This window comes from Rhizobium sp. BK176, from assembly GCF_024808055.1.
Genome location: NZ_JANUBV010000013.1, coordinates 115911 through 130551, shown reverse-complemented (window position 1 = coordinate 130551; position 14641 = coordinate 115911). Strand labels below are relative to the sequence as shown.

Here is a 14641-nt window from a genome sequence, read left to right as displayed (position 1 = left end):
CCGCGCGCCGGCACCATTCGACTTCCTCCAGAGCGCAATGGGATTGACATGTTTGCTCAAGACATCATGAACACTGACATCACGACGATCAGCGCCGACAGCAGCGTGCATCAGGCAATCGACCTCATGGTGGCCAAGGACATCAGTGGCCTGCCCGTCATCGACAATGATGGCAACCTGTGTGGCCTCCTGACGGAGGGCGACCTGATGCGGCGGATCGAGTTTGGTGGCGGTCGATCGGCCGGCAACTCCGATAACGCATCGCTCGTCGATTTCGACGACTATATTCGTAGCCGCAGTTGGCGCGTATCCGATGTCATGTCCGCAAGCGTCATCAGCGTTGCACCGGATGCGCCGGCCGCTGCCATTGCTGAACTGATGTTCCAGCACAAGATCAAGCGTGTTCCCGTCGTCAGCGACAAGCGGCTCCTTGGCATCGTCAGTCGCGTCGATCTTCTCAAGGCCATCGTTGCAGCGCCGAAAGAGAGAACGGCAAGTGGTGACGATGCACTTGCGCGTGCCATTCGCGCTCGATTGCAGGGCGATCTCGGTCTCGAGACAGATGCGATCAAGGTATCGGTTCAGGATTCCAGAGCCATCCTGGAAGGAACTGTATCCAGCGAGCTGGAACGTCGTGCGATCCGGGTGCTGGTTGAGAACGTCAAGGGTGTCGATGGCTTCATCGACAAGCTGAACCTAACCTGATCTGACGTCCTCAGGCTGCGGAGCGGAGCAGCTTTTTCGCGTGCGTCGCCATCACGCGTTCCTCGTTCGTCGGGATCACCAGTACCTTGAAATCACCGAGGAAGCGCAGCCTTGCAAGGATCGCTTCGCGAACGGAAGCGGCGTGCTCGCCAATCCCACCCGTGAAGACGACCGCGTCGATCCCTCCCATGGAGACGGCCATCATGGCTGCGTATTGGGCAGCTTTCAGCGCAAAGTATTCGAGTGCGAACGTCGCCTGCGGATCCTCGCTTTGAAGCAGCGCTTCGACGTCGTTGGTGAGGCCGGACAATCCTTTCAGGCCGGAGCGTTCATAGAGGATGTCCTGGACGGTTTCGACGCCAAGATTCAGGTCGTGAAGCATATAGAGGATGGCGCCGGGGTCCATTGCCCCGCTTCGCGTCCCCATCGGAATGCCGTCGAGCGCGGTCATGCTCATTGTCGTATCGACGCTGACGCCTGCCTTTAGCGCACAGAGGCTGGCGCCGTTGCCGAGGTGTCCGATGACAACTCGACCCGCATGCAGACCCGGATGGTCTCTAGCCAGCACCTGCGAGATCCATTCATACGAAAGCCCGTGGAAGCCGTAGCGGCGAATGCCCTTGTCGCGCATATCCTGTGGCAGCGCGAAGCTACTTGCCAATTTGTCGTGCCCCGCGTGAAAGGCGGTGTCGAAGCAGGCAATATCCGGCGCGCCGCTCCCCAATCGGGCCGAAGCGGTGATGCCGGCGAGATTGTGTGGTTGGTGAAGCGGCGCCAACGGGATGAGTGCTTCTAGGCGGCGCATCACCTCCGGGGTGACGATAACGGGTTCTGCGAAATCTTGCCCACCGTGAACGACGCGATGAACAACTGCGGCCGTCCGCCAGGCATGATCATGGTCGCGGATAAGGTTCATCACGGCGCTTAGGGCTGTGTTGTGATCGGTGTCCGCGGGCAAGGAGTTTTTCGTCTCCCGCCCGTTGGGCAGTTTGGCGCGCATTTCGGGCGTGTCGCCGATGCCGGTGACCTTGCCGCTCATCAGCACGGTGAGATCCCGTTCCTCGAAGATCTGGAACTTCAGGCTCGACGAGCCGGTGTTGAGAACAAGCAGCGTTTCGTTCATCGACTTGTGCCCCAATCGGGTGAAGATAATACGGCGCCAGGCTGCCCCCGTTGTTTCGCTACGGTGGCTGCAGAAGCAATAGCTGTCAAATTGTTTCTGTTTCGAAATTTCGCGCGCAGCGTGTTGCTTGCGGCGTGCTCGGATGGGCTCCGGAGAGCAAAATCCTTTGAGATTTCAGGATTTTCTCTTTCCGTGCTGCGCCGATCGGCCTATCTAGCAGAAGTGCCGTTCGGCACGTGTCGGACGCCGCCTCCCGCGCTCCGTCCGGATGTTCAGGTTCCACATCGGCAGATCAATGACAACTATGCAGACGACAGAGAAGGACGATGTGGAGAGTATCCGCAAGGCGAAAATCGTTGCGCTGGTCGTCGCCGTTTCGTTTTTCATGCAGATTCTCGATGGCACGATAGTCACGACGTCACTGCCGCAGATGGCTGCGAGTTTCGGCGTTCAGCCGGTATCGATGAGTATTGGCATTACGGTCTACATGCTGACGATGGCGGCCTTCATTCCGCTTTCGGGATGGCTTGGGGACCGATACGGCGCAAGGCGCATCTTCCTGGCGTCGATTGCCGTCTTCACCATTGCCTCGCTGTTCTGCGGTTTGGCCAGTGGTCTGGGCGAGTTCGTCGTCGCGCGTGCCGTCCAAGGCGCGGGCAGCGCGTTGATGACGCCGGTCGGACGGATCATCGTCCTGAAGAATGCTCGAAAGTCGGAGCTCGTTCAGGCGATCGCACTCATTACCTGGCCGGCGCTGACAGCTCCGGTTATCGGGCCGCTGCTCGGCAGCTTCATCACGACATATGCCAGCTGGCACTGGAATTTCCTCATCAACCTGCCGATCGGCGTTCTCGGCATGGCGCTGGTTCTTCGTTTCGTGCCGGAGCAACGCGAAGAGGATGCCGGCCGGCTGGATGTGCTGGGGTTTATCCTCAGCGCAGGCGGGCTGACCTTTCTGCTCGCAGCGCTGGAACTCTCCGTGAAATGGGATGGCGGCGTGCTTCCGATCCTTTTGATGCTCGCGGCGGGCATCGTGCTGTCGGTCATGGCGACACGACACTTCCTACGGGTTACCAATCCGCTCCTGGAGCTCTCCGCTTTCAAGGTACAGACCTATGCGATAGCGACGCTTTCAGCCGGGACGGCAAGCCGCGTCGCGATCAATGCGACGCCGTTTCTCCTGCCGCTGCTCTTCCAGCTCGGCTTTGGATTGAGTTCAATCGAGGCTGGCGCCTACCTGCTGGTCTACTTTCTCGGAAATCTCGGCATGAAAGCCGTAACGACGCCGCTGCTCGCGAAGCTTGGGTTTCGCACGGTGCTCTTCGGCAATGGCTTGATTGCCGCTCTGTCGATTGCGGCCTGCGGCTTTCTCGTTCCGGCGACACCACGCCTCATCATCTATGCATTGCTGATGATTGCCGGCCTCTCGCGGTCGATGGAATTTACGGCGCTGAATACTCTAGCCTTTGCCGATATCAATCCCGCGCAACGCAGTTCGGCGTCCACGCTGTCGAGCATGTTGCAGCAGGTTGCCATGCTGCTTGGCGTCGCGATCGCGGCAGCGGCGCTCAACGTCTCCGTCTCTTTGCGCGGTGTCGAGGGGCCGGGGCTGGTCGATTTTCGCTGGGCGTTTCTTGTCGTCGGTACGATCGGCATCATATCGTCTCTGCGCTTCTTGCAACTGGCGCCGGATGCCGGCGCCGAAGTGTCGGGTCACAAGATCGGCACGAAATAGCTTGTGCCTTGCAATCGGTCGGTGTTCGTCGGGAGGAAATATGGAGCTCGGATATGTCTGTACGCCGCAGGAGGTCTTCGACTTCTGGTTCGAGGAGTGCGGGCGAGACCAATGGTTCGCCACGACAACGGAGCTTGATCGGGATATCCGCCACCGTTTCCGCGACACCCATCTCGCACTCTCTCGTGGCGTGACCGAGGAATGGCGTGCGACGCCAAACAGCAGGCTTGCCGCCGTCATCGTACTCGACCAGTTTCCGCGCAATATTTATCGTGCGACACCGTTCGCCTTCGCGACCGACGGGCTTGCACTGCGCGAGGCAAAGCTCGCACTGGAAGTTGGCGCCGATATGCAGGTCAGCCCGGAGTGCAGGACGTTCTTCTACATGCCTTTCGAGCATTGTGAAGATCTGGAAGAACAGGAGCGCGCGGTCGCGTTGTTCAGGGCGCTTGGCGATGAGGAATATATCGACTATGCGCTTCGCCACCGGGACGTGATTGCAGCCTACGGGCGGTTTCCGCACCGGAACGCCATCGTCGGGCGGCAGTCGAGTGCGGCAGAACTGGAGTATCTGGCGCAGCCGGGCGCAGGCTTCTGATCGCGTCGCCTTTCTGTCGCCTTTCTTTCTTATGAAAAGCTGGATTTCAATTTGATCCAGCAAACCCGAGCGGGGACATTTTGCGGCCGACACAATTCTTGCTTCGCATTCTCCTTGTCGCAACGCTGGCGGTAGTCGGCGCGAACCTTGCGGGCGCCCAGACGGCTGCACCGCAGGCCGCGCAGCCGACGCAAGCGACTGAGCAGCCGTCTGTCGTCGACAGCCCAGTCGAGCAGGCCGCGAAGGCGATCGAGAAGGCAAAGCAGGATCTCGCCTCGCTGGAGGACGGTGTCAAACAGAAGAGCGACGATGACGACGCGCTGGTGGCTTTTGCCGGAAAGACCGATGAACTCGGACGCACGGTCCTCAACGTTTCCGTCGGCCTGAGGCCACGGCTCGACCAGATCAAGAACCGCCTCGCCGAACTGGGCGATCCGCCGAAGGAAGGTCAACCGGCAGAGGCTGAGATCGTCACGACCGAGCGTAACGCCTTGACCTCGGAGCGTGCGCAGATCAACGCCGTCACCGGCGATGCCGAAACCCTTTCTGCCGCCATTGGCAAGCTTGGCAACCGCATTGCCGAGACCCGCCGTCAGCTCTTCGCCGCTACTCTGCTACGGCGCACGGACATTTCGTTTTCTGTCCTCGACGATGCGGGACGCGCCTTCGTTCAGGAAGGCTCGGAGTTCATCCAGGCCCTGAGCAGCTGGCTCGGCTTCGTCTTGAAGTTCAAGGCTTTCGCCTTCTTTGCCGCCATCTTCATGTCCCTGGCGACAGCCCTTGTGCTTCTATCCGGCGGCTATCGAGTCTTCGGCCGCTACCTGCAGCGCAAGGAGACGGACGAGCAACCTTCCTACATAAACCGTCTCTCCATTGCTTTCTGGTCGACGCTCATCAGGACGCTCGCGCTCGCCGCCCTGCTGGTCACGTCCTACTTCTTCCTCAACAGTTTCAACGTTTTGAGGCCTGATATCGCGCCCATCATCGGCGCTCTCTTCGGGTCGATAGGGCTGATCTATTTCGTCAGGCGCTTCACCAATGCAGTGTTCGCGCCCAAGGAGCCGCATTGGCGCCTTGTCAAGCTTTCCAACCGCGGCGCGAGCTCGATTGGCGCTTGCCTGCTTGCGATGGCCGTCGTCAACGCGCTCGATTATCTCCTCGGCAGCATCAGCGAGGAGCTCGGATCTCCACTGGTCCTGACCGTCGTCAAGAGTCTGATCGCGGCCCTGATCATCGGCCTCATCCTGATCGCAGCCTCTTTCGGTCGTCCAATGCTGGCGCGAAACGGTGATCCGGACGCGCCGGGACGGCATTGGCCACGCGGCATGGCGATCATCTTGCGCGTGCTTGGTGCAGGTTTGATCATAACAGCTTTGACCGGCTACGTCGGGCTTGCCCGCTTCGTTGCCACCCAGTTGATCATCACCGGCGCGATCATCGTTACGACCTATATCGGTCTTTTGTCGGGGAAGGCCATTTCTCGCAGCGAGACCTTCGGCGAGACGTCGTTTGGCCGCTTCCTTCAGCGACGCTTCAAACTCGGCCCGGTCGCCATCGACCAAGCGGGATTGTTGGTCGGGATGTGCATCTCGGCGATTGCGCTGATGGTCGGCATTCCGCTGGTGCTGCTGCTGTGGGGCTTCCATATCCAGGACCTCCAGCTCATCGCCTATCGCCTTCTTACGGAGGTCCGGCTGGGCGGTATCAGTATTTCGCTGGTCGGCATCATGACCGGTATCCTGCTCTTTGCCGGCGGTTACCTGCTGACCCGTTGGATCCAGCGCTGGCTTGACGGCAACGTCATGGCCCGCAGCCATGTCGATCTCGGCGTTCGGAATTCGGTCAAGACGGGCATCGGTTATCTCGGCGTCGGCCTTGCGGCGATTGTCGGCGTTTCAGCAGCGGGCATTGACCTCTCGAGCTTCGCGCTCGTTGCCTCCGCGCTTTCGGTTGGTATCGGTTTCGGTCTCCAGAACATCGTGTCGAACTTCGTGTCCGGCCTGATCCTGCTTGTCGAGCGGCCGTTCAAGGTGGGCGACCACGTAGTCTCCGGCACCGCCGAAGGCATCGTGAAGCGGATTTCCGTGCGCGCGACTGAGATCGAGACGTTCCGCAAGCAGTCGATCATCGTGCCGAATTCCGAATTGATCAACGCATCTGTCGGCAACTGGACGCACCGCAACAAGATGGGGCGGTCCGAAATTCCGGTTTCGGTAAGCTACGAGTCCGACCCGCAAAAGGTGATGGATATTCTGTTGGAACTCGTCAACGCCGTACCCGTGGTGCTCCGCAATCCTGAGCCACACGTGGAGTTCCTGCGGTTCGGGCCGTATTCGCTGGACTTCGAGCTTCGTTTCATGCTTGCGGACATGGGTGACGGCCTGAAGGTCAGGAATGATCTGCGTATCGCGATCCTCAAGAGGTTCCGGGAGGAGGGCGTCGAAATTCCCCTCCCGCAGAGCGATGTCGTGTTCCATCGTCAGGCGGACCACGTCGGAACGGCAACTGCCGCCGGCAAACCACCAGCGAAGATCGAAGACGCCTCCGAGGCGAGTGAAGTGGACGAAGAAGCCGGTACGGTGCGCCGGTTGCGCGGCAAATCGGCAGATGGCAATCTCAAGGGGTAAAGGCGTTGTTCAGCGATCGTTCAGAGCGGTCGCTATATAACGTCGGCAATCGGGTTTTCGTTGCTGGGGGCAGCAGCGCCGAGACGCTCCAAGGGAGGGCGCTTCATCCGCGCCGCACTGCATGGCAAAATTTGCCGTCGTACTGTTTCTGTCACTCATGGCCGCAGGCCAAACTTACGCAGCTTCCATCACCAACACCGACAGCGCCGCTGTTGTGATCGTCCTTACCGAGGGCGGCAACAAGATGCAGCTTGTGCTCGATCCCGGCGCGTCGCAAACGTTCTGCCCGGCGGGCTGCTTCATCACTGCGCCTGATGGCGATCGGATTGGTCTCAGCGGCGGTGAAACGATCGACATCATCAAGGGTTCGGCCGTCGTAAAGTGAATGACGCGACACTCTGACTGCCATTTCTGTTCACGGATTTTCGGCCAAAGGCCTCTTGCGGCTTGCCTATTTGCATGTCGGCCAGGTCCACAAGTACCAATCGATCGCTGGCCTTGGCGATGCTGCGGCCCGACTATGCCAAGGAAGGCACAAGGCTGAGGATCAAGATTCTCGGAACGACGTACAACGCCACCCTTGTCGGCGAGAGCCAGTTCGATCCTGACAATGCGGCTGCGCGCATAGTCTTTTAAGCATGTTTTGAAGAATGCCAAGGCGGCCCTTGTGGTCGCCTTTTTGTTGGTCAGTGGCGATGGCCGATTAATACTTATTCAAACCGGGTGTTGTACCGATTTCAGCCGGGGACAGGAGTTTCATCAAAAGGTTTGGAAATGGCGTTTTTGGGTATTTCGGGAATGCAATATTCCGGAGGCATGTTTGCTGATGCGCGCATTATTCTGGCGGAGGATTCCAACGTATTTACGTCGATGATCGGCAAACGGCTGAAAGAGCTCTTCGATATCGACGTGGAAATCTGCCGGAGTTTCGAAGAGCTGCAACTGTCCTATGACAAATCCACGGACCCGATCACGCTTGCCATTTCCAACATCAATCTGCCGGGCGCCGAAAATGGCGAGGCGCTGGAATACCTGATCGATCTCAGCATCCCGACCATCGTCTTCACCGGCACCTTCCAGGAGGGTATGCGCGACAAGCTGATGGCTAAGGACATCGTCGATTACATTCTCAAGGACAATGTCTTCGCCGTTGATCTGCTTGCAGAATCGATCTGCCGTTTCCTCACCAATCACCGTCACCACGTCCTGATTGTCGATGACAGCCCGACGGCTCGCGCTCTGCTGTCGAGCCGCCTCAAGCGCTACAATTTCCGTGTGAGCACGGCTGATAGCGGCGCCAAGGCGCTCGAGATCCTCAAGACAAACCGCGACATCGGCTTGATGATCACCGATTACAACATGCCCGACATTGATGGGTTCGAGCTCACCCGGCGCATCCGCGCCAGCATTGGTTCGCATGAGTTGCGCATCATCGGCGTATCGTCATCGTCGAACCGGTTGCTGTCCGCACGGTTCCTCAAGGCGGGCGGCAATGACTTCATGCTGCGGCCGTTCATCGACGAAGAGTTCTACTGCCGCGTCAACCAGAACCTTGACACACTGTTGCAGATCCAGTCGATGCGTAAGGAACGGGCCGTTGCCTGACAAACGGCCTCCGCCCGGCGATGTTAGGCGGAGGCCCGCTCACCCTTCTGAGATTGAGATTTTTGCAATTTCAAGTGTTGCCAAGTCTCGATATCTTCTCACGCGTGTTTCTGTGAGTTATCTTCACAAAAGTCGAAAAGATGGTCGATTCGAACCGCGGCGACTTTCTGGGGGATAAGGGTGAATGGCTTTCCGGGAGGATCTCCATCGGGATGGATCCGGGCCACGCTTTGGTGGCCAGTGGGTACTTCTGGTTGAGGATTCCCGGATGTTTTCCGCGGTCTTGTGCCATCGGCTTCATGCGGAACTTGGTTTGAACGTCAAACCGTGCTCCTCTCTAAGGATACTGAACGAGACCATCGCCCAGTCGCCGAACGACTATATGATGGCGATCGTCGACCTCAATCTGCCGGATGCGCCTTATGGCGAGGCGCTCGACTGCACCATCGAGGCAGGTGTGCCAACCATCGTCTTCACCGCCACCTTCGATCTTGATACGCGCAACCGCATCATGGAGCGCCGTGTTGTCGACTATGTACTGAAGGACAACGAGTTCGCGCTCGACAACGTGGTCGCCAGCGCCAGACGTGTATTGTCGAACAGGAAGACACGGATCCTCGTGGTCGATGATGTGGCTTCCGCACGCCAGATCCTTGTCGGATTGCTGGAAGCACAGCAATACATGGTTATCGAAGCGGTTTCCGGGCTCGAGGCTTTCGCCGCGCTGGAGGCCTACGACGACATCGAGGTCGTCATCACCGATCACCATATGCCCGATATGAGCGGTTACGAGTTGACCCGGCGGATACGTCGGCACTATGGCTCAGACAGGTTGCGGATCATTGGTGTTTCATCCTCGAGCGACCGCATGCTTTCTGCGAGTTTCTTGAAGGCCGGCGCATCCGATTTTCTCTACAGGCCGTTCGTGGCCGAAGAACTGCAGTGCCGTATCGCTAACAACGTCGAGACCTTGGCGCAGCTGAAGCAACTTCGGGCGGCCGCGGCCTGCGACTATCTCACGGGCCTCTATAACAGACGCTATTTCTACGACCTCGGACCGAAGCTGGTGAATGATTGCCTGCGTCACAAGGCTGCGGCCGCGGTGGCGATTCTCGATATCGATCATTTCAAGCGGCTGAACGACACCTATGGACATGAGATCGGAGACGAGGTGCTGAAGGCGGTCGCGGATCGACTGGCGACAATCTTCGAGGGAAGCGACAACCTTCTTTCACGCCTTGGCGGCGAGGAGTTTGCGATCCTGTTTCCGATGATGGATTCGAGCGCCGCGAGCAAACTGTGTGACGAGATCCGGTCGGATATCTCACGCCTGAAGGTGATGGCGGACGACGAGGAACTTTCCGTCACCGTGTCGATCGGCGTTGCCGAAGTTTCCGACTACGAAACCTTCGACAACTATCTCAATGCCGCCGACCAGTTTCTGTATATGGCCAAGCACAAAGGGCGCAATCAGGTCTATTCCGACGCGCGGATGACGGAGGAGGCGGCTCAATAGCCGCCCCGGCGTCATTTAGGCTGCGATGGCTTGGCGCGCCGTTGCCATCGTCATCTTGCGCTCTGCGCGCTCCTGCTGCGGCGAACGGTGGTAGAGTTCGCGATAACACTTGGAGAAGTGCGAGGCCGAAACGAAGCCGCAGGCGACGGCGACTTCGACGACCGGCATAGAGGACTGTACCAGCAGATGGCGGGCGCGATCTAGCCGTATTTCCAGATAGTAGCGGGCGGGAGAACGCCCCATTTCCTGGCGGAATAACCGTTCGATCTGGCGGCGTGACAGGTCGACGCCATCCGCGATCTCAAGCAGCGATAGCGGCTCCGAGAGATTGCCCTCCATCAATTCGATGATCGAAAGAACCTTGGCATTCTGGACGCCGAGGCGCGCGCGGAGCGGCAGCCGCTGGCGATCGTTCGGGCTGCGGACGCGGTCGGTCAGGTGCTGCTCGCAGACCCGGTTGACAAGTGTTTCGCCGAAGTCCTGGCCGATCAGGTTCAGCATCATGTCGAGCGACGCGGTGCCGCCGGCACAGGTATAAAGGTTGCTGTCGACCTCATAGAGATCGGCATAGACCTCGGCCTGCGGAAAGGCTTCCGAAAAACCCGGCAGGTTTTCCCAGTGGATCGCACAGCGCTTGCCATTCAGCAGGCCCGCCTGCGCGAGGATATGTGCGCCCGTACAGAGGCTGCCGACGGCGACGCCGCGATTGTAGGATTCGCGCAGCCAGGCACTGACGGACTTGTTGTTGAAGTCCTCGACGTCGATGCCGGAACAGACCAGCACCATGTTCGGGCGATGCTCGCCACCGAGGTTGCGGCGCTCGTCAGAAAGCGACGTGTTTGCCTCGACGCCGATGCCGCAGGAAGAATAGACCTTCTGGCCGTCAACCGAGGTCAGTCGCCACGTGTAGGCCTGGTAGCCGAGCATGCGGTTGGCGATGCGCAGCGTATCGATTGCCGCCGAAAACGGCAGCATCGTAAACTGCGGAACCATGAAGAAGACGAGAGAGCGTTGCTTATGCGACATCTTGTTCATGAGACAAATCCGTGCTGGAGGTGCGAATGCACTATTCGTTGCTTGGAATACGTCGTTTCGATATCCTGAAAGCGACATTCTCATGGATAAATGCGGCCGCAAAGAGCAAATTTGCGACATTGCTGAAATTGACGATGATCAAATGACGATTGCCGTCTTCAAAAGTTCACAAAAGCCGGCTTCAGCAAAAATATGTGTATGAAATTCAAGATTTAATTGGGTGGCCCTAAAAACGGAGAAAGCGGCGCTGCTCGAAAGCAAGGCGCCGCTTTCACACGGGGAGGAATGTCGGATTCATTACATAACCTTGCGCTCATCCGCGCCATCCGCCGACGGCCAACCAATGTCCTTCCGCATATCGAAAGACATGGATTCGATCTCGCGAGCAGCCTGCCACTGGTGCCATGCATGAACCAGCTTACGGGCGTAGTCGGCAATATGCAAATGGGCTTCGGTTGAAGGCGTCTTGGTGTGCCTGAAGGTAATCGTCGTCATTTCCGTTTCCTTTCATCGTCGGATGACGCTTGTTTGATGTATGGAATATGGGTGTTCTGCTCCCATCAATCAAACGAATAGAGTTTATGGATACCATCAGCATTTTTGAATGATGGGCACGCCCGCCGCGCACCGTTCCGCTCGCGAGTTGATTGATGAAACCACTGTCGGTTCGTCGAGGGGCTCGGCCGCCTTGCTCACGATTGTGGAGCCGTAGGGCCTGTAAGTGTGGACCGGCGCAGCCCTTGCGGTGAGGCCACGGAGGAACTGGTATGGTCCGTCCCTAGCATTCGGTACGCATCATTATATCTTCAGCTGCCTTCAGATCCTCCGTGTTCTGGCCCTCGTCGAACCCAACAACGATTGGTTGAAGAATTGCCGCGGCTTCCTCTTTTTTCCCGTATTCCGTTTCAAGAGCGGCGAGATCGCAGGAAGCGCGCAATTCCCACCCGCGTGCGCCCATCTTTCGACTTGCGTCGATGGCCGCTCTAATGCATCTGCGCGCCTCCTCCGAAGGAGAAGTCGATCGCAAAAGGTTCCCCTTTATTCGCAAGAGTTCAGGGCTGTAGCAGAAGTCTCCGTTGGCTTCGACCGATTGGAGGGCTTTCTCGACCCGTTCCAACCCTTCGTAGGCTTTGCCCGACAACGCCAGCCCTTTGATAAGCGAGAGTTCCAGCATGGTGGTGAAGACCTCATAGGTCGCCCCATGCAGTCTTTCGACGCAGCTTCGGAGGCTACGGACACCTGCGCTGGGGTCGCCCCGCCGGATGGCGATTTCTCCCTCAAAGCCTCTCGCCACCGATACGTATGGCGACAGGGAGTGCAGCCCCGCACGGGATATGAGCCAATCAATGTGCTGCTGCGCACTCTCTAGGTCGCCGCGCCAAAGAAAAACCGCGATGCCACCGAGCAGCGCGATGCAAAGCGTCAACGAATGGTCCGCTTCAGCCGCTTCCTTGATCGTTTGCCGTGCCCTGAATTCAGCTTGGTCAGGAAGGCCTTGTAGCCAAAGGTTTCTCGCGAGTATTCCGCCTGCCAGCCCGCGACCCTGGAAACCGACATAGCTTCCGGGCGCGCGGCCCGGGAGCGGGTCGCTCGATAGCGCGGCCTCCAGTTCGACCCTGGCGCGGCTAAGTTCGCCGCTGAAGTGCAATGAATTGCCGAGGAAGAAGTGCCCAAGCGAAATCGCGGACGCCTCTCCGGTTGCCTCAGCGACGGAAGAACACCGAAAGGCGCACTGGAGCGCCGATTTGAAATCTCCCGTCCGGAGATGAAACATGTTCAATGGGCCGAGAACCTTTAGCTGATCGACCGCGTCTCCTCGTCCCTCTGCTATCTCGAGGCTCCTGGTGAGGGCGGGGAGCGTGTCACGGCCGCCGTGAAGATACATGCGGGAAATGCCGCGGCCGGCCTGAAGATGCATCTCCTCACGGCTTCCCCGATGGCGATCGTCCATTGCAGAAAGAGCCTGCTCGGACCAGCGCTGGCATTCCGGAAAGAGCGACATCGCCTGAAATACAGGAACCGCCGCAGCGGCCAGGCCGATGCCGACGTCGGCGTTGCCGTTGTTGCCGAACGCCCATTCCAAGGCAGCCCGGACGTTGTTGATTCCAAGGAAATAGGGTAGTCGCTCGGGTCCGCTGGAGAGCGTTGGCCAATCTGGGCCAAACTGCTCAAGCCAACGTCGGTAGTATGAGGCGTGGCTTGCAGCCAGTTCCGCGCGATCATCTTCGGTCTGCCCATGGAGCGCGTAGGCTCGCGTGGTATCGAGCAATCGATAGCGCATCATCGCGCCGAAGGAATTCGCGCTCAGCAGGGACTTGGCAACAAGACTATCGACGGCACCAAAAAGCGCAGGTCGATCAAGGGGAGGTGTCGCGATCACTTCCCAGGCGGCATCAAGCGTGAAATCGCCAACGAAGATCGCCAGTCTCCGAAGAACGGTGCGATCCAGTTCCGGCAGCAGCCCGTAGCTCCAGTCGAGTGTCGCCTGCAGGGTCTTCTGACGAGGCGGCGCGTTGCGTGATCCCACCCATGCGAGGGCAAGATGCTGATCGAGTAGGGCAGCCGTCTGGGAAAGGCCATAGGCCTCGACCCGTCGCGCGGCCAGTTCCAGCGCGAGCGCCATACCGTCGAGCTTACGGCAGATCGCTGCAATGATATGCGCGTCCTCGTCAGTTATGGCCAACGCGGCGCCGCTTGCGGCAGTTCGTTCGACAAACAATTGGGAAGCCGGATAGGAGAGAATGGTTTCGGCTGTAATTTCCGGATCGTCCGGTGCGCAGGCAAGGGTGTCGAGCTTGTAGATGCTTTCGCCTTCGATCCTGAGAGCTTCGCGGCTCGTGACCACGATGCGGACCTGCGGCGCGGCGTCGATTATGCTAGCTGCAAGGTCTGCCACGGTATCGACCACGTGCTCGCAGGTATCGAACACAAGAAGGATCCGCTTGTCACGGAGATAAGCGAGCAGGCTGGGGCGCACGTCATCGGAGCCGACGGGTATTCCAAGCATGGACGCGAGGGCGGGCGAAACAAGTGATGGATCGCTTAGCGTTCCGAAATCGGCAAGTACCGCGGCTCCATCGAACGTCGTCGCCAAATGATTGGCCAATGCAATCGCGACGGTGGTCTTGCCGACGCCTCCACTCCCTACGATGGATACGACGGGAAACCTCGACAGTCTCTCCGAGAGGTCGAGGATATCACCCTCGCGCCCGACCATGCGTTCCAAGCGGTTGGGGAGATTGGCATGCCTGAATTTCGCCGCGCCATCATCAGTCACCAGCACGTGGGCCGAGCCTGTGATGGGCGCGACGAAGCAGTAGCCGCGGCCGGGGATCGTGGTGATATAGCGAGCACCGTCCTGCCCATCGCCAAGGGCTTTGCGCAGCCCGGTCATGTGGAAGCGCAGATTACCCTCTTCAACGATAACGTCCGGCCAAATCCGGGACATCAAATCACTTTTGCTCAAGAGGGTGTTCGGAGCGGATACCAGCGCGATCAAAAGATCCAGGGCGCGGGCGCCAAGCTCGACCGGAACCCCTTCCTTCGCAAGCAGCCGCTGACCGACATTCAAACAAAAGGGGCCGAAGGACAGGTCACCTGCTGCATCGCCACCAGCCCGCGTCATGGCATTCCCCCTGACCACCTCCACCGCCCTCGTTATACTCCAACGCCTTCTTCGGAGCCATGGCGGCTCAAC

At 58.9% G+C, this 14641-nt stretch carries 12 protein-coding genes; 8 read left to right on the top strand and 4 right to left on the bottom strand.

Annotated elements, in window-relative coordinates:
- The first annotated feature begins 66 nt into the window (after positions 1-66).
- Positions 67-705 carry a CBS domain-containing protein gene (locus FHT76_RS29150; protein WP_246719909.1) on the top strand — a complete coding sequence of 213 codons (639 nt, stop codon included), beginning with the start codon at positions 67-69 and terminating at the stop codon, positions 703-705.
- Between the two features lie 10 nt (positions 706-715).
- On the opposite strand, the gene FHT76_RS29145 is transcribed toward FHT76_RS29150, so the two are convergent.
- The gene (locus FHT76_RS29145; protein ID WP_183862948.1) at positions 716-1828 is read right to left on the bottom strand and encodes an acetate/propionate family kinase; all 1113 of its coding nucleotides are present in this window, start codon (positions 1826-1828) and stop codon (positions 716-718) included.
- A 295-nt stretch (positions 1829-2123) separates the two neighbouring features.
- Between FHT76_RS29145 and FHT76_RS29140 the strand changes: the two genes are divergently transcribed.
- From FHT76_RS29140 to FHT76_RS29110, 7 genes are all read left to right on the top strand, one after another.
- Entirely contained in the window at positions 2124-3563 is a 1440-nt protein-coding gene (locus FHT76_RS29140) for an MFS transporter (RefSeq protein ID WP_183862946.1), read from the top strand.
- A gap of 40 nt (positions 3564-3603) precedes the next feature.
- Positions 3604-4161 (top strand): DUF924 family protein, encoded by a 558-nt coding sequence (locus FHT76_RS29135; protein WP_183862944.1) that lies wholly within the window; start codon positions 3604-3606, stop codon positions 4159-4161.
- A gap of 80 nt (positions 4162-4241) precedes the next feature.
- Positions 4242-6788, top strand: coding sequence for a mechanosensitive ion channel family protein (locus FHT76_RS29130; protein ID WP_183756245.1), 2547 nt, complete (start codon positions 4242-4244; stop codon positions 6786-6788).
- A 121-nt stretch (positions 6789-6909) separates the two neighbouring features.
- Complete coding sequence (locus FHT76_RS29125) at positions 6910-7173, top strand: hypothetical protein (protein WP_183756246.1); 264 nt, start codon at positions 6910-6912, stop codon at positions 7171-7173.
- Between the two features lie 74 nt (positions 7174-7247).
- Positions 7248-7424, top strand: coding sequence for a glycine cleavage T C-terminal barrel domain-containing protein (locus FHT76_RS29120; RefSeq protein WP_405049275.1), 177 nt, complete (start codon positions 7248-7250; stop codon positions 7422-7424).
- 138 nt (positions 7425-7562) lie between these two features.
- Positions 7563-8393 (top strand): response regulator, encoded by an 831-nt coding sequence (locus FHT76_RS29115; protein ID WP_183756247.1) that lies wholly within the window; start codon positions 7563-7565, stop codon positions 8391-8393.
- Between the two features lie 184 nt (positions 8394-8577).
- Entirely contained in the window at positions 8578-9909 is a 1332-nt protein-coding gene (locus tag FHT76_RS29110) for a diguanylate cyclase (protein ID WP_183862942.1), read from the top strand.
- Between the two features lie 15 nt (positions 9910-9924).
- Here FHT76_RS29110 and FHT76_RS29105 read toward each other — a convergent pair whose 3' ends face one another.
- The 3 genes from FHT76_RS29105 to FHT76_RS29095 all read right to left on the bottom strand — a co-directional run bounded on the left by FHT76_RS29105 (position 9925) and on the right by FHT76_RS29095 (position 14569).
- The gene (locus FHT76_RS29105) at positions 9925-10944 is read right to left on the bottom strand and encodes a GlxA family transcriptional regulator (protein ID WP_183862940.1); all 1020 of its coding nucleotides are present in this window, start codon (positions 10942-10944) and stop codon (positions 9925-9927) included.
- A 297-nt stretch (positions 10945-11241) separates the two neighbouring features.
- On the bottom strand, positions 11242-11439 hold the full coding sequence (locus FHT76_RS29100) for a hypothetical protein (protein ID WP_183756250.1): 198 nt from the start codon (positions 11437-11439) through the stop codon (positions 11242-11244).
- 283 nt (positions 11440-11722) lie between these two features.
- Complete coding sequence (locus FHT76_RS29095) at positions 11723-14569, bottom strand: winged helix-turn-helix domain-containing protein (RefSeq protein WP_183862938.1); 2847 nt, start codon at positions 14567-14569, stop codon at positions 11723-11725.
- Positions 14570-14641: the final 72 nt, after the last annotated feature.

Bases quoted from the DNA above. Each gene is read 5' to 3' on its own strand.
- FHT76_RS29115 (WP_183756247.1), top strand. From the start codon at position 7,563: ATGGCGTTTTTGGGTATTTCGGGAATGCAATATTCCGGAGGCATGTTT.
- FHT76_RS29135 (WP_183862944.1), top strand. From the start codon at position 3,604: ATGGAGCTCGGATATGTCTGTACGCCGCAGGAGGTCTTCGACTTCTGG.
- FHT76_RS29150 (WP_246719909.1), top strand. From the start codon at position 67: ATGAACACTGACATCACGACGATCAGCGCCGACAGCAGCGTGCATCAG.
- FHT76_RS29125 (WP_183756246.1), top strand. From the start codon at position 6,910: ATGGCAAAATTTGCCGTCGTACTGTTTCTGTCACTCATGGCCGCAGGC.
- FHT76_RS29145 (WP_183862948.1), bottom strand. From the start codon at position 1,828: ATGAACGAAACGCTGCTTGTTCTCAACACCGGCTCGTCGAGCCTGAAG.
- FHT76_RS29105 (WP_183862940.1), bottom strand. From the start codon at position 10,944: ATGAACAAGATGTCGCATAAGCAACGCTCTCTCGTCTTCTTCATGGTT.
- FHT76_RS29100 (WP_183756250.1), bottom strand. From the start codon at position 11,439: ATGACGACGATTACCTTCAGGCACACCAAGACGCCTTCAACCGAAGCC.
- FHT76_RS29095 (WP_183862938.1), bottom strand. From the start codon at position 14,569: ATGACGCGGGCTGGTGGCGATGCAGCAGGTGACCTGTCCTTCGGCCCC.
- FHT76_RS29140 (WP_183862946.1), top strand. From the start codon at position 2,124: ATGACAACTATGCAGACGACAGAGAAGGACGATGTGGAGAGTATCCGC.
- FHT76_RS29120 (WP_405049275.1), top strand. From the start codon at position 7,248: ATGTCGGCCAGGTCCACAAGTACCAATCGATCGCTGGCCTTGGCGATG.
- FHT76_RS29110 (WP_183862942.1), top strand. From the start codon at position 8,578: ATGGCTTTCCGGGAGGATCTCCATCGGGATGGATCCGGGCCACGCTTT.